At 64.7% G+C, this 23,192-nt stretch carries 23 protein-coding genes; 13 read left to right on the top strand and 10 right to left on the bottom strand.

What is annotated here, in order from left to right:
- The first annotated feature begins 4 nt into the window (after nt 1–4).
- On the top strand, nt 5–781 hold the full coding sequence (locus HMPREF0298_RS01600) for an LmeA family phospholipid-binding protein (protein ID WP_006839338.1): 777 nt from the start codon (nt 5–7) through the stop codon (nt 779–781).
- Here HMPREF0298_RS01600 and HMPREF0298_RS11500 read toward each other — a convergent pair.
- The 8 genes from HMPREF0298_RS11500 to HMPREF0298_RS01560 all read right to left on the bottom strand — a co-directional run bounded on the left by HMPREF0298_RS11500 (nt 765) and on the right by HMPREF0298_RS01560 (nt 7,766).
- Nucleotides 765–1,292, bottom strand: coding sequence for a hypothetical protein (locus HMPREF0298_RS11500; protein WP_050758243.1), 528 nt, complete (start codon nt 1,290–1,292; stop codon nt 765–767). The two genes, HMPREF0298_RS01600 and HMPREF0298_RS11500, sit on opposite strands and share 17 nt — an antisense overlap.
- Nucleotides 1,293–1,296: 4 nt before the next feature.
- Nucleotides 1,297–1,614 (bottom strand): DUF2516 family protein, encoded by a 318-nt coding sequence (locus HMPREF0298_RS01590; protein WP_006839337.1) that lies wholly within the window; start codon nt 1,612–1,614, stop codon nt 1,297–1,299.
- 27 nt (nt 1,615–1,641) lie between these two features.
- Nucleotides 1,642–2,274, bottom strand: coding sequence for a CGLAU_01105 family protein (locus tag HMPREF0298_RS01585; protein WP_006839336.1), 633 nt, complete (start codon nt 2,272–2,274; stop codon nt 1,642–1,644).
- 25 nt (nt 2,275–2,299) lie between these two features.
- A complete protein-coding gene (locus tag HMPREF0298_RS01580) occupies nt 2,300–3,601 on the bottom strand; it encodes a DUF445 domain-containing protein (RefSeq protein WP_006839335.1) in 1,302 nt (433 codons plus the stop codon).
- 75 nt (nt 3,602–3,676) lie between these two features.
- Complete coding sequence (locus tag HMPREF0298_RS01575; RefSeq protein WP_006839334.1) at nt 3,677–4,048, bottom strand: hypothetical protein; 372 nt, start codon at nt 4,046–4,048, stop codon at nt 3,677–3,679.
- A gap of 77 nt (nt 4,049–4,125) precedes the next feature.
- On the bottom strand, nt 4,126–4,875 hold the full coding sequence (locus tag HMPREF0298_RS01570) for a succinate dehydrogenase/fumarate reductase iron-sulfur subunit (protein WP_006839333.1): 750 nt from the start codon (nt 4,873–4,875) through the stop codon (nt 4,126–4,128).
- Nucleotides 4,875–6,968 (bottom strand): fumarate reductase/succinate dehydrogenase flavoprotein subunit, encoded by a 2,094-nt coding sequence (locus HMPREF0298_RS01565; RefSeq protein WP_006839332.1) that lies wholly within the window; start codon nt 6,966–6,968, stop codon nt 4,875–4,877. The genes HMPREF0298_RS01570 and HMPREF0298_RS01565 overlap by 1 nt, the downstream gene beginning before the upstream one ends.
- Nucleotides 6,969–6,992: 24 nt before the next feature.
- The gene (locus HMPREF0298_RS01560; RefSeq protein ID WP_040422157.1) at nt 6,993–7,766 is read right to left on the bottom strand and encodes a succinate dehydrogenase cytochrome b subunit; all 774 of its coding nucleotides are present in this window, start codon (nt 7,764–7,766) and stop codon (nt 6,993–6,995) included.
- 355 nt (nt 7,767–8,121) lie between these two features.
- Between HMPREF0298_RS01560 and ramB the strand changes: the two genes are divergently transcribed.
- Complete coding sequence (ramB, locus tag HMPREF0298_RS01555) at nt 8,122–9,525, top strand: acetate metabolism transcriptional regulator RamB (RefSeq protein WP_006839329.1); 1,404 nt, start codon at nt 8,122–8,124, stop codon at nt 9,523–9,525.
- A 21-nt stretch (nt 9,526–9,546) separates the two neighbouring features.
- Nucleotides 9,547–10,005: an SRPBCC family protein gene (locus HMPREF0298_RS01550; protein ID WP_040422155.1), complete on the top strand. Its 459-nt coding sequence runs from the start codon at nt 9,547–9,549 to the stop codon at nt 10,003–10,005.
- Nucleotides 10,006–10,077: 72 nt separating this feature from the next.
- On the opposite strand, the gene lpdA is transcribed toward HMPREF0298_RS01550, so the two are convergent.
- The gene (gene lpdA, locus HMPREF0298_RS01545) at nt 10,078–11,490 is read right to left on the bottom strand and encodes a dihydrolipoyl dehydrogenase (protein WP_186366503.1); all 1,413 of its coding nucleotides are present in this window, start codon (nt 11,488–11,490) and stop codon (nt 10,078–10,080) included.
- Between the two features lie 471 nt (nt 11,491–11,961).
- Between lpdA and HMPREF0298_RS01540 the strand changes: the two genes are divergently transcribed.
- The 7 genes from HMPREF0298_RS01540 to HMPREF0298_RS01510 all read left to right on the top strand — a co-directional run bounded on the left by HMPREF0298_RS01540 (nt 11,962) and on the right by HMPREF0298_RS01510 (nt 19,102).
- Nucleotides 11,962–13,113: an alpha/beta hydrolase gene (locus HMPREF0298_RS01540; protein WP_006839325.1), complete on the top strand. Its 1,152-nt coding sequence runs from the start codon at nt 11,962–11,964 to the stop codon at nt 13,111–13,113.
- Between the two features lie 108 nt (nt 13,114–13,221).
- A complete protein-coding gene (locus HMPREF0298_RS01535) occupies nt 13,222–14,484 on the top strand; it encodes a M1 family metallopeptidase (RefSeq protein ID WP_006839324.1) in 1,263 nt (420 codons plus the stop codon).
- On the top strand, nt 14,481–15,671 hold the full coding sequence (locus HMPREF0298_RS01530; protein ID WP_040422153.1) for a hypothetical protein: 1,191 nt from the start codon (nt 14,481–14,483) through the stop codon (nt 15,669–15,671). Before HMPREF0298_RS01535 ends, HMPREF0298_RS01530 begins: the two co-directional genes overlap by 4 nt.
- An 11-nt stretch (nt 15,672–15,682) precedes the next feature.
- Nucleotides 15,683–16,672 (top strand): dTDP-glucose 4,6-dehydratase, encoded by a 990-nt coding sequence (rfbB, locus tag HMPREF0298_RS01525; protein WP_006839322.1) that lies wholly within the window; start codon nt 15,683–15,685, stop codon nt 16,670–16,672.
- Complete coding sequence (locus HMPREF0298_RS01520) at nt 16,653–17,078, top strand: hypothetical protein (RefSeq protein ID WP_006839321.1); 426 nt, start codon at nt 16,653–16,655, stop codon at nt 17,076–17,078. Before rfbB ends, HMPREF0298_RS01520 begins: the two co-directional genes overlap by 20 nt.
- A 5-nt stretch (nt 17,079–17,083) precedes the next feature.
- Complete coding sequence (gene rfbD, locus HMPREF0298_RS01515; protein ID WP_006839320.1) at nt 17,084–18,406, top strand: dTDP-4-dehydrorhamnose reductase; 1,323 nt, start codon at nt 17,084–17,086, stop codon at nt 18,404–18,406.
- 144 nt (nt 18,407–18,550) lie between these two features.
- Nucleotides 18,551–19,102, top strand: coding sequence for a carboxymuconolactone decarboxylase family protein (locus HMPREF0298_RS01510; RefSeq protein ID WP_245527424.1), 552 nt, complete (start codon nt 18,551–18,553; stop codon nt 19,100–19,102).
- On the opposite strand, the gene HMPREF0298_RS01505 is transcribed toward HMPREF0298_RS01510, so the two are convergent.
- Nucleotides 19,099–19,974: an SDR family oxidoreductase gene (locus HMPREF0298_RS01505; protein ID WP_006839318.1), complete on the bottom strand. Its 876-nt coding sequence runs from the start codon at nt 19,972–19,974 to the stop codon at nt 19,099–19,101. The genes HMPREF0298_RS01510 and HMPREF0298_RS01505 overlap by 4 nt on opposite strands.
- Nucleotides 19,975–20,038: 64 nt before the next feature.
- Between HMPREF0298_RS01505 and rfbA the strand changes: the two genes are divergently transcribed.
- From rfbA to HMPREF0298_RS01490, 3 genes are all read left to right on the top strand, one after another.
- Complete coding sequence (gene rfbA / locus HMPREF0298_RS01500) at nt 20,039–20,902, top strand: glucose-1-phosphate thymidylyltransferase RfbA (protein WP_040422149.1); 864 nt, start codon at nt 20,039–20,041, stop codon at nt 20,900–20,902.
- Between the two features lie 108 nt (nt 20,903–21,010).
- Nucleotides 21,011–22,357 carry an HNH endonuclease signature motif containing protein gene (locus HMPREF0298_RS11495; RefSeq protein WP_050758240.1) on the top strand — a complete coding sequence of 449 codons (1,347 nt, stop codon included), beginning with the start codon at nt 21,011–21,013 and terminating at the stop codon, nt 22,355–22,357.
- Nucleotides 22,358–22,368: 11 nt separating this feature from the next.
- Nucleotides 22,369–23,187, top strand: a complete 819-nt coding sequence (locus tag HMPREF0298_RS01490) for a glycosyltransferase (protein WP_006839315.1) — start codon at nt 22,369–22,371, stop codon at nt 23,185–23,187.
- Nucleotides 23,188–23,192 lie beyond the last annotated feature (5 nt).

The raw sequence follows: 23,192 nt of genomic DNA, 5'->3' as shown, positions 1-23,192 counted from the left end.
CCGCATGACACGCACCAAAGGCTCGCTCGCCTGGAAAATCTTCGTCGGAGTACTTGCGGTAATCCTCATCCTGATCTTGGTCGCGGAATTTGGGCTGCGCGCCTATGTGTCAAACCGGATTGAGTCCGAGTTTGCCGCCGCCGCCCCCGTTCCGACGACGGCTGACCCCCAGGTCGCGTTCGGGTCGCAGCCGCTCACGCTCGGCCTGTTGGCCGGCACTGTTCCCCACATGGCCCTCTCGGTTCCCTCAACGTTGGTGCTGGACGGGGATTCTTTTACGGGCCAGCCCGCCGCGACGATCAACGTGGACAAGGTCCGCCGCTCCGACGGGGGCTTCGTCGCCGACACCCTCGATGTGACCACCGAGCTGCCGGACGCGTTTATCCAAGCCATTTTGCAGCAGCAGGTATCCACGGCCCTCTCGCAGGTCGACGGCCTGCCCGCCGCGATCGTCGAGGATGTGGTCAACATCTCCGGGGTGACGTCGAACCCCGAAACCGGAACTGTGACCATCCAGTTCAACAACGGGCTCGCCGGGATCGACCTGCGCCCGCAACGGGACGGCGACAGCCTCACCTTCACCGCCGACTCCACCAGCTTGTTCGGCATCGATTTGCCGGGCGGGGTTGCGCAGCGCCTCTCCGAGGCCTTGCGCGTGGGCATGCAGGACGCCGTGTTTGGCCCCATGCGGGTGCGCGACGTCACTGTCATCGACGGTGGCCTGCTGGTCTCGCTCAACGGCCACGATGTCAACCTGAACCAGATCAGCGAGGCTCTGTAAACACCACCGCGGCGCCGGCCTCGAGCGCGCCGACGACCGCCTCGACGCTGTCTTCGACCCCGATCGCGGCCACGTCCAGCGCCGTGGGGGGAAGATCCTTGTCAATTGGGCACACGAGCTTGTCAGCGCCCACCAGCTCCCCAGCGCGAATCACCGAAGCACGGGCATCGTAAAGAAGCCCGAGCCGGGCGGGGGCCTCGACGGCTTGGCTCACGGCGAGGACGTCGGCCAGAACCCCGTTATCGCCCTCGGCGTCCGCGTCGACAGCGAGCCACACCTCGGCCGCGCCCATCTCAACGGCCAGGCGCGCCTCCGCCGCCTTGATCACGCTGTGGTGGCGCCCGTCGGGCCAACCCACCACCGCGATGACGGGCACGCCGGTGCGTTTCGCCGCCTGCACCCGCGTCGGCTCGACCACCACGCCCGCCTGGTGCCCCGGGGAGACAGCGAAAGGCCAGCCACCGAGGGCGGTGCTACCCGTCCGCGTGGCCAGCCATTCAAGGTCGTCCACTAGTTCACCAGCCGTGGTTACCGCGGATGATGTTGTTCAGGTGCGGGCGGACGTCGAAAAAGTACACTCCGATCGCGACCGCACCGAACCACGAGATGAAGGGGAAGCGCAGCAGACACACGAGCGCGGCGCCGCCGACGATGGCGACCCACGCCCATTTGCTCTGGCGCCCACCTGCCTCGAACGCGTCCTCGCGGGTCGTGGCCGCCAGCAAGGCACCGACGATGCCGGCGGCGCCAACGAGCATGAACAGCAGATTTCGGACTAACGCCGGTAAGGCGAGGATGAAGCCCACCGAACCGAAAGTGCTGAGTTCCATCATGCGCGGGGCACTCCCTCTGGGTTTAGGCTAAACGGCGCTATCACCGTTGTTGCCGTCTTGATCACGGATTACTTCCCCGTCAATGATATCCTCCGGCTCCTCGTGGCCCGAATCCGGGCGGGAGACCTGTTCGGAAACCTTCGCAATGAGCGTGTCCAGGCGCTCGTGCAGATCCTTGACAACGCCTTCCGCATCCACGTCGGATTCCTCGGCGCGGTTGCGCACATTCGCTACCGCCTGGTTGAAAGTCTCCTTCACCTCGCTCAGGGCGCTGCCGAAGGCAGCTTTCGCCTCGTCTGCCTGGTCGGACTGCACCGCAGCGCTGCCGGCACGGGACACCGAGCCCGCGACGTCGCGGAAAATGGCCTCGGCATCGGCGGCGAACGTCGTCGCGGCCGCGCGGAAGTCGCTGTCGCTGTCTGCGGAGTTGAATGCGCCGCGCGCGTTGTCGACGGCGCCGCGCAACTGCTGCAGCAACCCCTCTTGCGAGGTGGTGTCGGCGGCGGCATGCGCCCCCGTCGGCTCCACTGCGCTGCGGTCCTCGCGCAGCTTCGCAGCGAATTCACTGACGACGCCGCCTACTGCGGAGCCGGCGGCCAGCCATGCCTCGCCCGCGCTGCGCAGGCTGTCCATGATCGAGTTGTTGTTGTTGGAAGTCATCGTGGTCTCACTTTCGTGGGGAACGCTAGGCAAAGAGCAGTTGAGACACAGTGTAAATGGCCAAGCCCGCCAGCGCACCGACAACTGTTCCGTTTAGGCGGATGAACTGCAGGTCCTTGCCCACCATGAGCTCGATTTTGTCGCTGGCCTCCTTCCCGTCCCACCGCGCGATGGTCTCGGAGATGATGTTGACGATCTCGCCCGCGCCGTTTTCCGCGAGGTACTTCGTCACGGCGGCGAGCCGGGTTTGCGCACTGTGCGCCACCTGCGGATCCGTCTGCAGCTTGCCGCCCCATTCGATGCACAGCGACACCAGCTTGCGCCGCAGGGGGGATTCGGCGTTGGAGGAAGCGTCGATAAGCGCCTGCGAAACCTGCGCCCACAGCCCGCCCGCCGCGGAGCTCACGGCGTTCGAGCCCATCACGTCGGCCTTGATCGATTCGACGCGCAAGATCATGTCCGGGTCGAACTGCAGGTCCTGGGCGAACTGGTTGATGTGTCGGCGGACGGCGCGACGCGCGTCGTGCTGCGGGGCAGTGTCGACCTCCCGCATGAACTCCACCAGCTCGCGGTACACCCGCTCCCCCACCATGTCCTTGGCAAACTTCGGCGCCCACTTCGGCATGCGCTCGTCGATCATGGTGACCACAACCTCCTCCATGCCCTCGACCCTGCGGCGGCCCCAGGAGATGACGTCGTCGACGATCGGCTCGACCTTGCCGTCGTTGACCAGCCCCTCCAGCGCCCTGCCCAGCGGCGGGCCCCACGTCGGTTCTGCGAAGCGGTTGATCACGTGGGTGTTGATGACCCGCTCGGCCTCGGCGGGGTCGATGGACTGCACCAAGCGGACGGTGAACCCGCCGACATGCTCGGAGACCCGCTCAGCATTGTCCGGCTGCACCAACCAGGCACCGACCCGCTGGGGAACCTCCGCTTGAACCACCTTGTCCGTGATCGTTTGCGCGTTGAGGAAGTTCTCGCTGACGAAATCGCCCAGCGCTCCGGCGACCTGGTCCTTCTTTCGCGGGATGATCGCCGTGTGCGGGATGGGCAGACCCAGTGGGTGGCGAAACAACGCGGTGACGGCGAACCAGTCCGCCAAACCGCCCACCATCCCGGCCTCCGCCGCGGCGCGCACGTACCCGACCCAACCCGGGGCCGTGCCCTGGGACTGCCACCACGAACACGACAGGAAAATCACCGCCATCACGCCGAGCAAGCTGGTGACGAAAATCTTGTGGTTGCGCAGGACGCGACGGCGCTGCGACTCATTGTCCGGGGTGGGCAAGGCGATCGCGCCCTGCCGGTCTAGCGCGTGTTGTGCCATGCACTTGATTAAAGCACCTGGCCGGTGACATGAAAGAACTCCCCGCCAGCGGAGGCGGGGAGTTTATCAACGGTGTTAGTTAACGCGGCCCGTGCGGGTGCGGTAGTCCTTGTAACCGCGACGGGCCACGAACATGAGCACGACCGCGGAGATCATCGTCGCGGCGAACTCAATGAGGCCCAGAATCAGCAGGCGGGAGCCGATGTTCGACTCCGACCCCATGCCCCAGACCATCGCGGCGCCACCCCACACGGCGAGACCCACACCGAACAGAGCGGCGAGGATCAGGCCCATGGCAATCCACAGGGCGTGGGTGTTCAGCGAGGAGTGCGGGGCGCCCAGGGAGACCGGGTCGTATCCCTCGATGTAGGCATCCTCGATGCGCTGCTGGTAATCCGGGAAGCTCTCGCTGCGGATATCTGCGACCGACTCAGTGGTGTTTGCCATGGGGTGTGTCCTTTTCTCTAGTTCTCAAGCTGCCGCTTCGAGTATCTAGCGCTTCTGTTGCCCAGTATAGGGCACTCTTAGTCGTCCTTGCCGCGGAAAGCTGCGCGCGCACGCTCGGCGTTGATCGAACCAACAGCGTCCAGCGGAATCCCCGCGGGGCAGACGTCCGCGCATTCCCCGTAGAGCGAGCAGTGGCCGAAATTGGTCTCGAGCTCGTCGACCATCTGGCGGGCACGCTTGCCGCGCTCCTGCTTACCCAGGGGAAGCAGCTTGAGGTGCTTGAGCTTGGCGCCGGTGAACAGGTGCGCAGCACCGTTCGGGCAGGCCGCAACGCAGGCGCCGCAACCGATGCAGGCCGCGTAATCGAGCGCGAGCTCGGCGGTCTCGTGGTTGACGTGCAAGGTGTCGGCGTCCGGAGCGGTACCGGCCTGGACGGAGATATAACCGCCCTGCTGCATAACGCGGTCCAGCGCGGAGCGATCGACCGCGAGGTCCTTGATCACCGGGAACGCGCCCGAGCGGAACGGCTCGATGCGCAGGGTGTCGCCGTCTTTATAGTTGAACAGGCGCTGCAGGCAGGCGGTGGTGTTCTGCCCGGCGCCGTGCGGGCGCCCGTTGACGGTGACGCCGCAGGTGCCGCAAATGCCCTCGCGGCAATCGGAGGCGAAGGTGAACGGCTCCTTGCCGGCCTCGACGTAGTTGTTGTTCACGTGGTCGAGAAGCTCGAGGATGGACATCTGCTCCACCGCGTCGTCGACCTGGACGGTTTCGAAGTTTCCGTCAGTATCGGGTCCGGCCTGACGCCAGATCTCAAGTGTCAGTTTCATTACTTGTAGTTCCTTGCCATCAGAGGGATCGAATCGAAGTAGAGCGGTTCAGCGTGGCGAATGAAGCCATCCTTGCCGGCGGGCTCCCACGCGGAGACGAAGCACCAGTTGTCGTCGTCGCGCTGCGCCTCGCCGTCCTCGGTGAGGTGGTCGTCGCGGTAGTGGGCGCCGCAGGACTCGTCGCGGTCGAGCGCGTCAACACACATCAGCTCGCCGAGGTTGATGTAATCCGCCAGGCGGATCGCGGCCTCGAGCGTCTGGTTCATGTCGTTCGGCGTGCCGGGGATCGAGATGTTGGTCCAGAAGTCCTCGCGCAGGCGGCGGATCTTCTCGATGCCGGCCTTGAGGCCCTCCACCGAGCGGGACACGCCGCAGTGCTCGTAGAGGATGTCGCCGAGCTGCTCGTGGAAGTGCTCCGGGCCGTGCGGCTCGGGGCCGTTGACGCTCATCAGGCGCTCAATCATGTCTTGAGTGCGGGTGACCGCCGCGTGGACCTCGGGCGCGTCAATGTCGAGAACTTCCTCGCCGAGGTGGTTGGCCAGGTAGTTCGGGACCGTGAACGGCAACGTGAACCAGCCGTCGACGGACGCGGAGAGCAGCGAGTTCGCGCCCAGGCGGTTGGCACCGTGGTAGGTCCACGACGCCTCGCCGGCGGCGAACAGGCCGTCGAGGGAGGTCATCTCGTTGAAGTCGGTCCACAGCCCGCCCATGGTGAAGTGCACCGTCGGGGCAATGCGCATCGGCTCCTGGTACGGATCCGCACCCGTGGAGTCCTCGTACATCTCGAAGAGGTTGGAGTAGCGCTCGCGGATGGTGTCCACGCCGAGGCGGTCAATCGCGTCGGTGAAGTCCAGGTACGCGGAGTTGCGCAGCGGGCCAACGCCGTAGCCGGCGTTGAGCTGCTGCGAAATGGCGCGCGACGCGACGTCACGCGGCACCAGGTTGCCGAACGCCGGGTAACGGCGCTCGAGGAAGTAGTCGCGCTCCTCTTCCGGAATGTCCTTCGGGTCGCGCTCGTCGCCCTTTTCCTTCGGCGTCCAGATGCGGCCGTCGTTACGCAGCGACTCCGACATCAGGGTCGTCTTCGCCTGCCACTTCGCATTCACCGGCAGGCCGGTCGGGTGGAACTGGACGAAGCAGGGCGACGCGAGGTAGGCGCCGCGCTCGTAGGCGCGCATCATGGCCGAGGCGTTGGAGTTCTTCGCCAGCGTCGTTTTGTGGTAGACGTTGCCGTATCCGCCGGTCGCGAGGATGACGGCGTGGCCGGTGAACGGGGTGATCTCGCCCGTGATCAGGTTGCGTGTGACGATGCCGCGGCAGGTTCCCTTGCCCTGGCCGTCCGCGCCCTCAGTCACGATGAGGTCCATCAGGTCGTGGTGGGTGAAGATCTCCACGTTGCCGAGGTGGATCTGGCGCTGCAGTGCGGACGCGGTGGACAGCTGCAGCTGCTGGCCCGTTTGGCCGCGGGTGTAGTAGGTGCGCGAGACCTGCACGCCGCCGAAGGAGCGGGTGGCCAGGGTTCCGCCGTACTCGCGGGCGAACGGTGCGCCGATGGCGTTCATGTGGTCGATCACTCGCGCAGACTCGATGGCGAGGCGCCAGCAGTCGGACTCGCGGCAGCGGTAGTCGCCGCCCTTGACGGTGTCCTTGGTGTGGCGGTACGCGCCGTCGTTATCCACCTTCTTGCCGCGGGCGGAATTGACGCCGCCCTGCGCCGCGATGGAGTGGGCGCGGCGCGGAGCGTCGTGGTAGGTAAACGCCTTGACCTTGTAGCCGAGCTCGCCGAGCGCGGCTGCGGCGGCGCCGCCGGACAGGCCGGTGCCGACGACGAGGATGGTGAACTTGCGGCGGTTGAGCGGGGAGACCAGGTTCATGTGGTCTTTCTGCCACTGCCACATGTCCTTCATGCGGACCTTGGCGCTGTCCGGCTCGTTGTTGGCCAGGATCAGGCCCGGCGTCACGCCCGGCACGCTGGACTCGGGCTGGCGGAACTGGCTTGCCTGGTTCGTCGCGGTTGCGTCGCCTTGGCCGGCGTCGAGGGTTTCAGCCGGGGCGGCCTGCTTGCCTGCCTGCGGGTTGTGAGCGGTTGTCATAATGTAATTCTCCTTGTCAGCCGTCTACCTTGAGAAGCCGGGAATCCAGCCGAATGAGATCGCCAGCGGCATGATGATGTTTCCGATCACCACGAGCGCCGGGAGGATGTAGGCGAGGACCACCATGACGGCGTGTCCGCGCTTGCCCAGCCAGCCCAGGTCGGAGACCGCGAGGTACACGCCGTGGGTGAGGTGGAGAAGCAGGGCGAGGTTTGCAATGACGTAGATTGCAACGACCCACCAGCGGCCCGGCGCGAAGGTGGCCAGAAGGTTGTTGCGCACCGCGCCGTGGACGAACTCGTCGGAAGCAACGACTTGGCCGAGGGTGAGGTCGAGGATGTGGAAGATGACGAACAGCAGCAGGATGACGCCGGTGATCAGCATCGAGCGGGTGGCGGTGGACTGCCAGCCGCCCATCAGGTTCGTGCGCTTGAACTTGCCCCGAGACTTCGAGGAACGGCCGCGGAGGGCGAACGCGCCCCACACGTGCAACACGAGTGCAGCGAGCAGGACGATGCGGATCAGCCAGAGCAGGGCGCTGTAGGGCAGGATGGGCTCGCCCATGGTGCGCAGGAAGTGGCCGTATTCATCAATCGGGGCGACGCCGTTCGAATGCAGCGGCATGAAGATCTTGAGGTTTCCGACCATGTGGCCGAGAACGTACAGGCCGAAGAGCAGGCCGGTTACGGCCATGATCATCTTCAGTGCCCAGGTTGGGACGGATGGCCGCTCGCGCAGCGGCGCTTCGGTAATTTTTCCGTGGCGAATTGCGTCACGGTCTGCGTTTTGTACAGTCATGGCACCTCCAGTGTCGCTATTACTCTACGAAATGCGCCCGACCTTTACCTACTTAATGGTGGTGGGGGTGACGCTACCCACAGGTGCGGCGGGTTTTACCGGCGAAAACTGTGTGCATTGCGGGGGGTTTCGTAAGGGTTTCGTACCCCTGCGTGCAGCATTTTCTACCCTTGCGATCGACTCATCCGCCACACCAGACACACCTTTAACACCGACACTGTGACCTTGAACACATCCGTGCCCGCGCATGCGCTGACCCACTGGACAGTCACCCCGAAGGGTGTCAAACTTTTGTTTGTAAAGATTTTTCGCAAGGCCTTCGCACGAATCTTTGCACAGTGATTAGATACTGATTATGTCCAAGACTTACGTCGGCTCACGGCTGCGCCAGTTGCGCCGGGAGAGAAACCTCAGCCAGGCCTCCCTGGCTGCGACTCTCGAGCTCTCCGCAAGTTACGTCAACCAGATCGAACACGACGTGCGCCCCTTGACCGTGCCCGTACTCAAGCGCATTACCGAGGCCTTCGGCGTCGACGCCACCTTCTTCTCGCGTGACGACGACTCCCGGCTCCTCGCCGAGCTCAAGGACGTCGTGGCGGACCAGGAGTTGGGCGCGGCCAACGTTGAACTCCAGGAGCTTTCCGAGCTCGTCTACCGCCACCCCTCCATCGCCCGGTCCGTCGTCGAGATGCACCGCCGCTACTCCAACGCCCGCGACAAGCTCACGCTGGCTCTGGATTCGCGGGTGTCCAGCCCGGAAACGCTGACGATGCCCCACGACGAGGTGCGTGACTTCTTCTACTCGCGCCAGAACTACCTCGACGACATTGACCACCGTGCCGAGGAGCTGGCGGGGCGCATTGGGGTGCAGCGCTTCGGCATCCATGCCACCGAGCGCGAGTTGACCCGCTACATCACGCAAGCGCACGGTGTTGACGTGCGCACCATCCCGTCGGAGTCCGGGGTACTGCACCAGCTCGACCTCGATGCGGGCGCGCTCTCGCTCTCCCCGATCCTGTCCTCGGGCCAGCGCGCCTTCCGCCTCGCCTCCGCCCTCAGCTTCCTTGAGGCCAATTCGCTTATCGACGCCCACGTCGACGCCGAGCCGTTCACCTCGGAGACCTCCAAGAACCTGGCCAGGCGCGGCATTGCCGCCTACTTCGCCGCGGCGACCCTTCTGCCGTATACCCTCGTGCACTTCGAGTCGGAGAAGAACGGCTACGACGTGGACTACCTCTGCCACGTCTTCGGCGTCGGCTACGAAACCGTGGCCAGCCGCCTGTCGACGCTGCAGCGCGCGAACATGCGCGGCGTGCCGTTTACCTTCGTGCGCGTCGACCGCGCCGGCAACATCTCCAAGCGCCAATCCGCGACCGGCTACCACTTCTCCACCTCCGGCGGGACGTGCCCGCTATGGGGGATCTACGAATCCTTTACCCGCCCCGGCGAAACGGTGCGCCAGCACGCGACGATGCCGGACGGGCGCACCTACCTGTGGGTGGCACGCACCGTGCGCCACCACCGCTTCCACTTCCGCGAGACGGAAAAGCTCTTCGCCATCGGCCTTGGCTGCGAGACCCGCCACGCCGAGCGCACCATCTACGCCGAGGGCATGGCGCTTGACGACGTCTCCCAGGCGACGCCGATCGGAGCGGGGTGCCGCGTGTGCCCACGCGAGGCCTGCGCGCAGCGTGCCTTCCCCTCCATCCAGCACGGAATTGAAGTTGACCCGCACACGACCTCGATCGCCCCGTACTGATAAATCCGTACAATGGGGCTTATGAGTACTTCAACTAATTCCGCAACCCGAGTCATCGACGCCCCCGCAGCCGACATCTACGACCTGCTGACCAACCCGCAGCGCCACGCTGAAACGGACAACTCCGGAATGGTCGTCTCCGCCGATCAGGCCGAGCGCTTCCAGTCCGTGGGCGACACCTTCACCATGAACATGACCAAGGAGGACGGCGATTACCAGACCCGCAACAAGGTCTTCGCCCTCCAAGAGAACAAGGTCGTGGGGTGGCAGAACCTGGAAAACACCACCGCCGGTGTCGAGGTGGGCGCCAAGTGGCTCTACGAGCTCGAGCCCGAGGGCCCGTACGCAACGCGGGTGAAGATCACCTACGACCGCTCCGAGATCGAGAGCAGCGAGGTTAAGTCGATGTCTGAGTCGTTCGACGACGACTTCCTGGAGACCAGCTTGGACGCGCTGGCCGCAGCCGTGTCCGGTAGCTAACTACGACGTCTCAAGACACAAAGGGGCCCGCCGATTTACTCGGCGGGCCCCTTTGGCGTCGTCAAGGGGCGCTTAGAGGTTAATCATGTGCCCCTCGACGCCGTGGGCGACCTCCTTGAGGGCCTCCGAGAGCGTTGGGTGAATGTGGATGTTGCGTGCGATTTCGCCTGCGGTCAGATCGAAGCGCTGGGCCAGGGTAATCTCCGGCAGGAGCTCGGAGGCGTTCGCGCCGACGAGGTGGCAGCCGAGGATCTCGCCGTGCTCGCCGTCCGTGATCAGCTTGGCAAAGCCGGCGGACTCGGCCAGGCCGATCGCCTTGCCGTTGGCGGAGAACGGGAACATTGCGACCTTGATGTCGCGATCCGGCCAGTTCTTACGGGCCTGCTCCTCGGTGTAGCCCATGGAGGCAACCTGCGGGTTGCAGAAGGTCGCGCGCGGGGTCATCATGTAGTCCTCGATTTCGAGGGTTTCCGCCTCCGCAATGGTCTCGGCGGCGATGATGCCCTGGGACTCCGCGACGTGGGCAAGCTGCAGCTTCGCGGTGACGTCACCGATGGCGTAAATGCCTTTGACGTTGGTGCGCAGGCGGTCATCGACGGCGATCGCGCCGCGCTCGGTCAGCTCCACGCCCGTGTTCTCCAGCCCGAAGCCCTCGACGCGCGGGGCAAAACCGACGGAGATCATGACGCGGTCAACGGTGAGCGTCTCGGTCTTGTCCGAGCCGTTCTTTGCGATGTCCACCTCGACCGAATCGCCGTTGTCGCGCACCGCGGTCGTGGCGTGGCCGGTGAGCAGATTCACGCCCATCTTCTTGTAGGCGCGGGCGATCTCCTTGGACACGTCCTTGTCCTCGTTGGGCAGGACGCGGTCCATGTACTCGACGACGGTGACCTCAACGCCATAGTTGGACAGGACGTAGGCGAACTCCATGCCGATCGCGCCGGCGCCGACGATGACCATCTTCTGCGGGGCCTCGGGGTTGAGGATCTGCTCCTCGTAGGAGACGACATTGTCGGACAGCTCGATGCCCGGCAACGTGCGCACCACGGAACCCGTGGCGATGATGCAGTTGTCGAACGTGACGGTCTTACCAGCGTCGTCGCCCTCGGTGATCTCGATGGTGGAGGCGTCCTTAAAGGTGCCGAGGCCGTGGATCTCGGTGATCTCGTTTTTCTTCATCAGGTAATGCACGCCGCCGACGATCCTCTCGGAGACCTTGCGGGAGCGTTCGTGTGCGTCCGCGTAATCGAACTCCACGTCACCCTTGATGCCGAAGGTCTTGGCCTCACGGGTAAAGATGTGAGCCACTTCGGCATTCTTAATCAAAGACTTAGAGGGGATGCAGCCCACGTTCAGGCAGACACCACCCCAGTACTTCTTCTCTACGACAGCAACTTTTTTGCCCAGTTGGGCAGCTCGGATGGCGGCGACATAGCCACCGGGGCCAGCGCCGAGGACAACAACGTCAAAATGTTCGTTACTCACGCCCAACAGAATACGTGGACTTTTGAGTCAGCGTCTGTCGGGCGCAAGTTGGGGGTAGGGCTTAGAACCAGCCCAGTTGCAGCGAAAGGTTCGATGATGCCGAGGATCCTGCGTGGATGAGCTGGCCGAGGACCTCGTTGATCTGGAGCTGAATGATTTCGAGCAGGTTCATGGTGTTCCTTCGGTAGGTGTTGGGGGTTTTTGGTCTTCGACATCGACGTCGGAGCTGCGGCGGTCATTGTTACACGGTGTAGCGACGGTGTCTGGGTAGCGCCACCGGAGCCACGCGAAAGCTTAGCGCTAACTCTAAGCCAATTTGGTAACAATTTTGACCAAAATAGCAATTTGTTGCTCACTGGGGTCGAATTGTTGTGAAACGTCGGTTAAGTTTACAGCGATGCCTACGGTGTAGGCCCGCACCAGCGTGCTCGTTATTGCAAGCTTCTTGTCAAGGAAAGTCGAAGGAAACACATGAACCTCAAGCGCTCCGTTCTCGCTGCCACCGCAGCGTTGTCGCTCGCCCTTGGTGCAGCACCGCTGACCCCCGCCGCCAACGCCGCAGATGTGACCCCCGAGCATGTGGCCGACGGTGCAGCGGTCGGCGAGGTCAAGCCGTGGGATGTCAACGCGGAGCCGCCGCTGGTGGTTTCCACCAAAAAGCCCCAGGACTGGATCAAACAGGTCGACAACAAAAGTGTCCTGGCCTACAAGGTCTTTTCACCGTCGATGGAGCGCGACATTCCGGTCGCCGTCATCCCGGCAACCGATGCCAATGGTGAGCGCGTGAACAACGCTCCGACGATCTACCTGCTCAACGGCGCTGGCGGCGCGGAGCAGAACGCCGACTGGCTGAAGATGTACGACACCAGGGACTTCTTCACGGGCAAGCGTGTCAACGTGGTCATCCCGCAGGCCGGCGCGTTTACCTACTACACCGACTGGCTCGACGAGAACGTCAAGTCGCCCTACATCAACGGCCCCCAGAAGTGGGAGACGTTCCTGACCAAGGAGCTCCCCGGCCCGATCGAGAAAACGCTCAACGCCGACAACCGCCGCGCCATTGTCGGATTCTCCATGTCCGGTACCTCCGCGCTCGTCCTCCCAGCGCACAACCCCGGTTTCTACGACGCCGCCGCCTCCTTCTCCGGCTGCGCCGCAACCTCCTCCCCGCACGCCTACAACTTCGCCCGCGTGACCATCAACCGCGCCTCCGGTACCGGCGATTTCAAGACGGTGACCCCGGAGCAGATGTGGGGCCCGATGGGCGGCGAGTACAACCGCTACAACGACGCGCTGCTCAACGCCGATAAGCTGCGTGGCACCGCGCTCTACATCTCCACGGCGACCGGCCTGGCCGGCCGCTCGGATCAGGTCAGCTACCTCATCGGCCAGGGCGCACCTGCACCCGCCGCGAGCGTGGGCGCGACCACTCTGCAGGTCGAAGGCGGCGTGATCGAAGCTGCCATCAACAAGTGCTCGCACGATTTGCGCGCCAAGCTCGAGAGCGAGGGCATCCCGGCGACGTACGAGTTCCGCAACGTCGGCACCCACTCGTGGCCGTACTGGCGCGAAGACATCGAGAAGTCCTGGTACAGCACCATCGCACCGGCTTTCGACATGTAAGACTTTCTCAGCCGGTAGTCGACGCCCCACCCCAGCCCACGGGATGACCTCGTGGCCAGGGGTGGGGCGTCGTCGTTGGCCCACAGGCGGGGGTACACTATTGCGACGATGACAAACCACAGGCTGCGCTCAACTCCCGTTCCCGGCACCGTCGATGCCTACACGGGCGTGGAGTTCAACCTGGGGTTCCACGTCCACCACTACGACCTCGATCTGACCTACAAGGTCGGCCCGAACCGCCTCGAAGGCACTGCGACGCTGACGCTGACCAACTGGCGCGAACTCGACCACATGACTCTCGACCTGCAGCCGTCGATGGTGGCACGGCGGGTGACCTCCCGCAGTCTCACGGGCGGGGATATCCGCGTGCGGCGCTTCAAGCAGTCGCACGGCAAGTTGCGCATCAGCTTTGCCGAGGCGATCGCCGTGGACGAGGAGTTCGAACTGGTTATCAGCTACGGGGGCAACCCGCGCCCGCGCCGCACCCCCTGGGGCCTGCTGGGCTGGGAAGAACTTACCGAGGGCTCGCTGGTTGCCAGCCAGCCCAACGGCGCGCCCACCTGGTTCCCCTGCGACGACACCCCGGACGAGAAAGCAACCTACTCCTTCAACGTCCGCGCGGATCGCGATTACACGGTGATCACCAACCCCACCGCCAGGCCCATGCCCACCTACCTGGCAACCGTGCAGGTTGGCAGGTACTCCCGGGTCGATCTCGGGCGCAATGTGATCGCGTGGCTACCGTACAACGTCGGCCCGGGTGATTTTGCAAAGCAGCAGGCGATGCTGGAATTTTTTGAGGAGACTTTCGGGCCTTACCCGTTTGAACGCTACGAGGTGGTGGTTACCGAGGACGACTTGGAGATTCCCCTCGAGGCGGCCGCGATGTCGATTTTCGGGGTCAACCACCTGCGCGGTGAGGAGCGACTGATCGCCCACGAGCTGGCGCACCAGTGGTTCGGCAACTCGCTGGGTGTTGCCCAGTGGAGCGACATCTGGCTCAACGAGGGTTTCGCCTGCTACTGCGAGTGGCTGTGGGCGGATCACCAAGGCACCCCGGTTGATGTCAGCGTGCGCCAGCACTACCGCAGGCTCACGCGGCAGAGTTTCACTCTTGCCGACCCCGGCCCCCGCGACATGTTCGACGACCGCGTGTACAAGCGCGGCGCGATCACGCTGCATGCTTTACGACGCCTCGTCGGCGACGCCGCCTTTTTCAGCGCCGTGCGCAGCTACGTGGCCAAGAACGCCCACAGCGTCGTCGAGCCCTTCGACCTGGTCAACGCGCTGAAGGCCCACGCCCCCGGCGCGGATGTCGAGGGGGTTATCGACGCCTGGATTAACCGGCCCGAGCTTCCGGAGTGCCCGTGAGAAGCCTCTCCTTCGCCACTCTTTTCGCCGCAATCAGCGGCTTCGCGGTGCTCTGGGTTGCCCAGCGCGTCCTGCCCGCGGAGACGGACTACCGCTACTTCGCCGCTTTCTGGTCGCTGTTCTTCGCCGCCACCGGGCTTATCGACGGCCTGACGCACGAGACCACCCGCGCCGTCGCCGGCGCCCGGGAATCTGGTGCGCACGGTTCCGCTAACCCGTGGCGGGTCGGGGCGCTGGTTGCCGCGCTGATCGCCGTCGCGACGGCCGTCGGCGGCGTGCTGTTCATGCACCAAGTCGTGCCCGTGGCACCCGCCCCCGCCACCATCCTTATTGCCTTCGGCCTGGTCAGCTACGTGTTCCAGGCGGCGCTATCCGGGATCTTGAGTGGGGCTGGGCTGTGGAACCAGTACGCCGCGATGGTCGCGCTCGACTCCGGCGTGCGCCTCGTCCTCGCCGTCGTGGCGTGGGCGATGGGGTGGTCGCTGTGGGCGTTCGCGATCATCACGGTAATCGGCGCAGCGAGCTGGTTGGTCATCCTCGGCTCCTCCCAGGCCGCGCGAAACAGCATCCGTGTGGCCCTGGACGTGGATCGCGCGGTGTTTTCCCGCCGGGTGTCCTCCGCGATGGTCGCCTCGGGGGCTTCGGCGGCGCTGATCACGGGCTTCCCCGTCGCCGTCAATGCCGCCTTCCCCTTCGGCGGGGGCACTGCAGTCGCCGCGATCATCAACGCGGTGCTGCTTACCCGCGCCCCCGTGCTCGTGCCGCTGCAGCGCTTCCAGTCCGCGTTGGTGGTGCGGTTCGTGGAGCAGCGCGAGCGCATCCACGCCGCCCTTGTCGCCCCGATCGGCGCCGTGCTGGGCTTGGGCGCTGTTGGCTTCGCCGCCGCCTGGTTGCTCGGGCCGGCGATCCTTCGTTTCGCCTTCGAGCCGGAATTTTTCGTCCCGGGGTTAACCCTGGGCGCGCTCACCTTCGCCTCGGCGTTCATGGGCGCGCTGATGATCACCGGCGTGGCCGTGCTCTCCACCGAGCGCCACGGCGTGTACGTGGCCGGCTGGGTGGTCGCGACCGTCGTCGCGTTCGCGCTGCTTTTCGCCCTGCCCTACGGGGTGGTCACCTCGGTGTGCGCGGCCCTGTACGCAGGCCCACTTGCCGGAGCCGCGGTGCATGCAATAGGTCTACGTCGGTAGGGTTTTGACCCATGGAACGCGTTCTGGTCACCGGCGGCGCCGGGTTCATCGGCACCAACTTCGTCCGTTTGCTGCGTGAGCGACGCCCCGGGGTGCACATCACCGTCCTCGATGCGCTCACCTACGCCGGCAACCGCGCCAACTTGGACGGACTCGACGTGAAATTCGTCCACGGCTCGGTGACCGACGCCCAGCTTGTCGGCGGCTTAGTGGCGGACAGCGACACCGTGGTCCACTTCGCCGCCGAGTCCCACAACGACAACTCGCTGGCAGACCCCTCCCCCTTCGTCCACACCAACGTGGTGGGCACGTTCACGCTGCTGGAGGCCGTGCGACGCTTCGGGGTGCGCTTCCACCACATTTCCACCGATGAGGTTTTCGGCGACCTGCCGCTTGGCGGGGACGAGAAGTTCACCGAAACCACCGCCTACAACCCGTCGAGCCCGTACTCGGCAACCAAGGCCGGCTCCGATCACCTCGTGCGCGCCTGGGTGCGCTCCTTCGGTATCAAGGCGACGATCTCGAACTGCTCGAACAACTACGGGCCGTACCAGCACATAGAGAAGTTCATCCCGCGGCAGATCACGAACATTCTCGACGGCCGCCCCGCCAAGCTCTACGGCAGCGGCGCGCAGGTGCGCGACTGGATCCACGTCGACGACCACAACGACGCCGTGCTCGCCATCTTGGAGCGGGGAAAGATCGGAGAGACGTACAACATCGGCGTCGGCGGCACACACGTGACCAACAAGCAGGTCGTTGAGATGATCTGCGAGATCATGGGCGGCACGTACGAGCACGTCGCCGATCGCCCCGGCCACGACCAGCGCTACACCATGGATGCCACCAAGCTCACCCGCGAGCTCGGGTGGCAGCCCCACCACGCCCCGGAGCTGCGCACCGGGTTAGAACGCACCATCGCGTGGTACGCCGAGCATGAAAACTGGTGGCGGGACGTAAAAGGGGACGTCGAGAAGCGATATGCGCACAACGGACAATAGAATCATCCTTGGCTCGATCGTCGCGCTCGCTGGCATTGCGATCACAGTCCTGACCGTCTGGAAGCCGTGGCAGCAGTGCGCCAGCACCTCGTGCTTCGCAGTGCCCGCCGAGGTGGCGGCACGGATCGCGGGCTACGTAATTGCGCTGGCGGGTAGCGTCATCGCCGTGGCGGGGGTCCGCGCCACGGCACGTTCCCGGCACGTCCGCACAGTCGCCAGCGCGATCACGATTCTTCTCACGCTGGTAACCCTGGTCATGATCGTCGGCAATACCATCGCACTGGCCCACGAACCGACTCGGGAGATTAGCTGCCTCGACCGCCTCGATGCAGCCGCTGCGTGGTCCTGCGGTGAGTACTTTGGGCAGCGGTCCGGTAGCCCCGTCCGCTACTCGTCCTACACTTGACTCCCATGAACCCCACCCCCATCGACGGCCTGGAAATCCACCCGCTCGACGTCCACGCGGACAACCGCGGCTGGTTCAAGGAAAACTGGTCCGGCCAGCGGCTGCGCCCGGTGCAGAACAACATCTCCTTCAACGCCCGGGTTGGTGCGACCCGCGGCATGCACGCCGAGCCCTGGGACAAATGGGTCTCCGTGGCCACCGGGCGCGTCTTTGCTGCGTGGGTGGACCTGCGCGAGGGCTCGGAAACCTTCGCGACGAAGTTCGGCGTCGAGATCGGCCCGGACACCGCGGTGTTCGTCCCGCGCGGGGTGGCCAACGGCTTCCAGGCCCTCGAGGACGCAACCACCTACACCTACCTGGTCAACGCCCGCTACAACCCGAATGGCGCGTACGCCTACTGCTCCTACCGCGAGATCGACTGGCCGCTCGAGCCCACCGAGTTATCTGAGGCGGACCAAAAGCACCCGCCGCTTGCCGACGCCCCCACCGTGCCGCCGCGCAAAATCCTTGTCACCGGCGCGAACGGGCAGCTCGGCCGGGCCTTGCGCAAGGTCTACTCGGAGCGCGAGGCGGAATTCTGCACCCGGGCCGAGTTCGACATCACTCATCCGCCGGCGCGCGATTGGAACGAGTACCGCGCGATCATCAACTGCGCCGCCTACAACGACGTCAACGGGGCGGAAACAGAAAGGGGCACAGCGTGGGCGGTCAACGCGGACGCTGTGGCGGAGCTTGCCCGCATCGCCTCCGAGCACGACCTGACCCTGGTGCACGTCTCCAGCGACTACGTCTTCGATGGGTTGAATACAGAGCACACCGAGGACGAGCTGCCATCGCCGCTCAGCGCCTATGGGGCGTCGAAAAGCGCGGGTGAAACCGCCGCCCGGGCCACGCCGCGCCACTACGTCATCCGCACCTCCTGGGTGTTCGGTGAGGGCGCGAACTTCATGGACACCATGGCCCGGCTCGCGGACAAGGGTGTGAGCCCCAGCGTGGTGGCCGACCAGCGCGGCAGGCCCACGCATGCCGACGATCTGGCGCACGGCATCGCGCATCTGCTGTCGACAAAGGCCGAGTATGGCGTGTACAACATCACCTCCGACGGCGATGCGGTGGGCCGCGACGAGATCGCGATGAGCGTATTCATCGGGGTGGGCGCGGACCCCTCCGACGTCACCCCCGTGACTACTGCCCAGTACGCCGAGCTCAACGGCCCCGAAGCACCCCGCCCGAAGGAATCCACCTTAAGCCTGGACAAGATCAAGGGAACCGGGTTCTCACCGCGGAACTGGCGCGCGGCGTTGGCGATCTATCTGGCGGCGCGCTGATGCCCCCCGAACCGCCAAATGCTGACCAGTACATGCTTGTCAGTCGATTAACGAAAGGCCCAGAGGTACGGATGTCCCGACTGGCAAGCATGTACTGGTCAGCATCTGGGGCGAGAGCTTTCCTATTGTTTTATGGTGGAAAGTATGAAGCCTATGCCCATCACCTCATCCACCCGCCCGGGTCCCGGCCGCGGCACAGACATCGCCCTGCTCGCGCGGTTGGCCAACCGCATCGGCGCGCAAGTACAAGGGACGAAGACATTGAACCTATTCGGCGCGGTCGGCCGGGCGAGGCGCAACTTTTTACCGTGGCTGCTCTATTCCGGCTCCTTGATGCCCTTCGGTATCCTGCCGCGCAGGCAATCCGAGCTGGTCATCTTGCGCGTCGCTACGCTGCGCGATTCCCGCTACGAACTCGAGCACCACACCACGATGGGCAAGCGCTTCGGCCTCAGCGACGCCGACATCGAAGCTGTCAAGCGGCCCGAGCACGGCTTCACCGGTCGCACGGGGGTGATCCTGGATGCTACCAATGACCTCATCGAGCACCGCCAGATCACCGACGAGGTGTGGGAGCGCCTGCGCGACCACCTCAGCGACAAAGAGATCACAGCCCTGCTGTTACTCGTGACCAACTACGACGGCCTGGCAACCGTCATGGACGTCCTCCAGGTACCCCTGGACGAGAAGCGCTAGAGCATCGCGTCCTTCGCCACCCACCGAAACGCGCGGTTGATCCCCCGCATGGCTCCTGCGTAGAGCCAGGGTGCGTTGACCTGCGCCCAGCGCGCCAGTGCCACATCTGCGCCGGTGGTTATCAGCGGCTTATTCTTCTCCACGCCGCGAAGGATGATCTCGGCGCACTTCTCCGGCGAGATGGCGTGGCCCTGGAAAAGCTCGCGCGCCTTGCGTACCCGGGGGTTGTCCATGTCCACCCCGTCGACGTCAATGGTGCGCACCAGCCCGGTGTCCACCGCGCCCGGCGCGACGGCGTGCACTCTAATGCCGTAGGGGGCGAGGTCCAAGCGCAGCACCTCGCACATCGCCAGCACGCCTCCCTTGGATGCCGAGTACGCCGCGTGCCAGGGCAGCGCGAGGATGCCCGCGGAGCTGGAGACGCAGACCAATCGGCGGGGGCCGATTTCCTGTTGCTCCTGCCTGGGCAGCGGGCCGGCCTTCATCATCGCCGGGGTGAAGGCGCGTGCCACGTGGATGGTGCCCATGAGGTTGACGTCGATAAGAGTGCGCCACTTCTCAAGCGGCATCGTGTCCACCCTGCCCCAGATGGAGATGCCTCCGACGTGGTGGACGGTGTGGGCAGGTCCGTGCTGCTGAGCAAGTCCACTCGCCCAGGAATCGACGGCATCTGCGTCGGCGACGTCGACCACGGAGGCGTCGATAAGCTCGGCTCCCCGCGCCTCGCAATCGCGCGCGGTGGCCTCGAGCCCGGCGGAATTGATATCGCTGATGGCAAGCCGCCAGCCGAGATCGGCCAGCTGGAGGGCGAGGGCGCGTCCGATGCCGGAGGCGGCACCGGTGACGACGGCGTAGTGGCGGGTACCGAACATGGGCGCTCCTTTGCTGTGTAGTTTCACCCACCATAGGAAAACTCGGTGTCTAATGTGGAGATTCATGAAAGGCATCATCCTCGCGGGCGGCTCGGGCACGCGTCTCTACCCCATTACCAAGGGCATCTCGAAGCAGCTCATGCCGATCTACGACAAGCCGATGATCTACTACCCCTTAAGCACCCTGATCAGCGCCGGCATCCGCGAGGTCCTCGTGATTACCACCCAAGAGGACGCAGATGCTTTTCGACGCCTGCTTGGCGACGGCTCCGACTGGGGCATCATGATTGACTACGCCGTGCAACCGAAGCCCGAGGGGCTGGCCCAGGCGTTCATCATCGGCGAGGAATTCATCGGCGACGATTCCGTGGCCCTTGTGCTCGGCGACAACATCTTCGACGGCGCGGGCCTCGACGGCATCCTCGGCGGGATCCGCGAGATTTCGGGCGGCGCAATCTTCGCCTACGAGGTCTCCGACCCGCAGCGCTACGGCGTCGTCAGCTTCGACGAGCGCGGGATGGCGACCTCGATCGAGGAGAAACCGTCCTCCCCGAAGTCGCCTTTTGCCGTAGTGGGGCTTTATTTCTATGACAACAGTGTGGTTGACATCGCGAAATCGATCACCCCGAGCGCTCGTGGTGAGCTCGAGATCACCTCGATCAACGAGGAGTACCTGCACCGCGGGGCGCTTAAGGTCCACCGCTTGGAGCGCGGCGACGTGTGGCTCGATACCGGGACGATCGATTCGATGACCGAGGCCAGCGCTTACGTGGAGGTGATCCAGAAGCGCACGGGCACGGTCATCGGCTCGCCCGAAGTCGCGGCGTACCGCGAGGGGCTGATCTCGGCGGACGCGCTTGCCGAGCTGGGGCGCGCGATGTTGAAGTCCGGCTACGGCCGCTACCTCATCGACGCCGCTCGCGATTAGGTACTATTTTCTAAATTTGTCACATAACCTCCATTCATGCCCTTGAGTATCGAATATATGTTCACTACACTGGCATTTATAAACGGGGGAAATTCAGCGACGAACGATATGCGACGCGACGGCGCCCGGCTCATCATCGAGGGCGAGTTCATGGTGTTCAGCAGCTACAGCCTGGACACCGTCCACAGCATAGACAGCGACTACGACATTGAAATCGCGGAACTGATGGCAATCACAGGGCGAGGGAAACATTTCGTCGAGTCCGGGGTCGCCGGCTACAGTCGCCTGCGCGACCTGCCTCGCCTGCGCGCGCTGCAGAACGAGCGCCAGCTTCTCGACGTCCCCCGGCTCGCCGCGATCGACCGCACCTTGAGCGTGCTCGCCCCCGACACAACCGCGCGCACGCTCGCGCTTTTCGACGACCTCCTGGTCGACATGTTCACCTCCACCCGCCTCGGCACCGCCCTGCCCAGCGTGTGGAGCGTCACCCGCAGACTGCGCCGCCTCGTCGCCGAGGTGGATCCCTCGGTCGATTTCAACCCTGTCAAGCGCCGGCAGCGCGAGAAGCCCCTGGCACCCACCGCACGCTTCTTCCCCGGTGCCGACGGCACGACAGCGCTCAACCTCACCGCCGACGCCGCGACCATGGCCAGCGTCGACGCGTTCGTCGGCGCCACGGCCCGAGAACACAAGCTCGGCCTCGCCGACGCCATGATCAAACTGCTCACCGGCCACCTCGCGCCCGAAACGCACGCGACCACGCGCGTCTACGCCGTCGGTGAGGAAACCTTTTCCCCGCGGCTCGGCTGGCTCGGGGACTCCTACCTCAACCTGTTCGGCGAAGGCAACGTCAAGATCACCCAGCTTGACGACGCCTCCAGCGCCCACACCGATAGTTACACACCGACCAAGAAGATGGCGGCCTTTGTCAGGGCGCGCGACGGCGCATGCGTCTTCCCCGGCTGCCACGTCCCCGCTGAGCGCTGCCAGCTCGACCACCGCATCCCCTACGGCCAGGGAGGCGAAACAACCCCAGACAATCTCCACTGCTTGTGCCAACGGCATCATAATTTCAAGACAGATAAGCGGGGGTTTTACATCCCAGACCCCGCCACGGGTGAAACAATCTGGCTTTTCGCAGACGGCACCTGGATTACCAGCGAGGCCAAGGGAATCCTGCGGGACAACCTCACCCCGACCAACCCCAGGTGGGCAACAACCCGCGAACGCGTGCGCGCCCGTCGCGCCCACATCGCCCGGTTCAACGCGGCGTGCCACGCCGCCTGCGACGAATACGACTCCGGGGCCGACGATGGCGCAACGGTGGCGAAAATCAAGCACTTTGAGGAGGAATTTGACCTCACCTTCGACTACCCACCGCAACCAGAAGACCTCTCGTGGATCCCGCCCGAACCGGACGACACTGAACCTCCCTATCCCGACCCGCTCGCGTAGGATACGGCCACGTGGCCACGATTTCTGCGCTTTTGTCCGCCTACAGAAACACCCCCGCCGGGGAACTCCGCCAGGCCTTGGACTCCCTCGCCCGGCAGACCCGTCCCGCCGATGAGGTCGTCGTCGTCTTTGACGGGCCAGTCTCCGACGATGTGGAGCGCTTGGCAGAGGGGACTGAGAATGTGCGCGTCGTCACGCTTGCTCACAACGTGGGACTGGGCCCCGCGCTGCAGGCGGGACTGGAGACAATCACCTCCGACTACGTCGCGCGGCTCGATACCGACGACATTGCGCACCCGGAGCGGATAGAAAAACAAGTGGCATTTATGGAGGCTCACCCAGATATCGCGGCGCTCGGCACTGCGGTACGCGAGTTTTCAGGCGCGACCGATCTCGATGCCGGCCCGGTGCGCGCGATGCCGGAAACCCACGAAAAAATCGCGAAATACGCCCTGATCAACTCGCCGCTCAATCACCCCTCGGTGATGCTGCGCACCGCCGCGATCAAGGAGGTCGGCGGTTACCAGGGCGTCCACTTCATGGAGGACTACGACCTCTGGGCCAGGCTCATCGCCGCCGGCAAGAGACTCCACAACATGCCCGAGCCGCTGACGTACTTCCGGGTGAGCCCGGAGCAGTTCGCGCGGCGCACGGGCCGCGAGATGTTCGCCGCCGAGCGCGAGATGCAGGCCCGGTTAGTTTCTTACGGGCTCGTCGGCCCGTGGCGCGCTAGGTTCAACCTCGCCGCCCGAACGACCTACCGGTTGCTCCCGATGACGCTGTTGACACGCGTATATACCCGCCTTTTCACCGCAGCTAGTAACGTTTAGGCCAC

The organism is Corynebacterium lipophiloflavum DSM 44291 (genome assembly GCF_000159635.1).
In the GTDB taxonomy this organism is placed as follows: Bacteria; Actinomycetota; Actinomycetes; order Mycobacteriales; family Mycobacteriaceae; genus Corynebacterium; species Corynebacterium lipophiloflavum.
Note: the sequence above shows the minus strand (reverse complement) of the source record. Positions and strands in the feature narration are given on the sequence as shown.

Excerpts from the sequence above, each read along its gene's own strand:
- HMPREF0298_RS01600 (WP_006839338.1), top strand. The coding sequence starts at position 5 with ATGACACGCACCAAAGGCTCGCTCGCCTGGAAAATCTTCGTCGGAGTA.
- HMPREF0298_RS01590 (WP_006839337.1), bottom strand. The coding sequence starts at position 1,614 with ATGATGGAACTCAGCACTTTCGGTTCGGTGGGCTTCATCCTCGCCTTA.
- HMPREF0298_RS01585 (WP_006839336.1), bottom strand. The coding sequence starts at position 2,274 with ATGACTTCCAACAACAACAACTCGATCATGGACAGCCTGCGCAGCGCG.
- HMPREF0298_RS01580 (WP_006839335.1), bottom strand. The coding sequence starts at position 3,601 with ATGGCACAACACGCGCTAGACCGGCAGGGCGCGATCGCCTTGCCCACC.
- HMPREF0298_RS01575 (WP_006839334.1), bottom strand. The coding sequence starts at position 4,048 with ATGGCAAACACCACTGAGTCGGTCGCAGATATCCGCAGCGAGAGCTTC.
- HMPREF0298_RS01570 (WP_006839333.1), bottom strand. The coding sequence starts at position 4,875 with ATGAAACTGACACTTGAGATCTGGCGTCAGGCCGGACCCGATACTGAC.
- HMPREF0298_RS01565 (WP_006839332.1), bottom strand. The coding sequence starts at position 6,968 with ATGACAACCGCTCACAACCCGCAGGCAGGCAAGCAGGCCGCCCCGGCT.
- HMPREF0298_RS01560 (WP_040422157.1), bottom strand. The coding sequence starts at position 7,766 with ATGACTGTACAAAACGCAGACCGTGACGCAATTCGCCACGGAAAAATT.
- ramB (WP_006839329.1), top strand. The coding sequence starts at position 8,122 with ATGTCCAAGACTTACGTCGGCTCACGGCTGCGCCAGTTGCGCCGGGAG.
- HMPREF0298_RS01550 (WP_040422155.1), top strand. The coding sequence starts at position 9,547 with ATGAGTACTTCAACTAATTCCGCAACCCGAGTCATCGACGCCCCCGCA.
- HMPREF0298_RS01540 (WP_006839325.1), top strand. The coding sequence starts at position 11,962 with ATGAACCTCAAGCGCTCCGTTCTCGCTGCCACCGCAGCGTTGTCGCTC.
- HMPREF0298_RS01535 (WP_006839324.1), top strand. The coding sequence starts at position 13,222 with ATGACAAACCACAGGCTGCGCTCAACTCCCGTTCCCGGCACCGTCGAT.
- rfbB (WP_006839322.1), top strand. The coding sequence starts at position 15,683 with ATGGAACGCGTTCTGGTCACCGGCGGCGCCGGGTTCATCGGCACCAAC.
- HMPREF0298_RS01520 (WP_006839321.1), top strand. The coding sequence starts at position 16,653 with ATGCGCACAACGGACAATAGAATCATCCTTGGCTCGATCGTCGCGCTC.
- rfbD (WP_006839320.1), top strand. The coding sequence starts at position 17,084 with ATGAACCCCACCCCCATCGACGGCCTGGAAATCCACCCGCTCGACGTC.
- HMPREF0298_RS01510 (WP_245527424.1), top strand. The coding sequence starts at position 18,551 with ATGAAGCCTATGCCCATCACCTCATCCACCCGCCCGGGTCCCGGCCGC.
- HMPREF0298_RS01505 (WP_006839318.1), bottom strand. The coding sequence starts at position 19,974 with ATGTTCGGTACCCGCCACTACGCCGTCGTCACCGGTGCCGCCTCCGGC.
- rfbA (WP_040422149.1), top strand. The coding sequence starts at position 20,039 with ATGAAAGGCATCATCCTCGCGGGCGGCTCGGGCACGCGTCTCTACCCC.
- HMPREF0298_RS11495 (WP_050758240.1), top strand. The coding sequence starts at position 21,011 with ATGCGACGCGACGGCGCCCGGCTCATCATCGAGGGCGAGTTCATGGTG.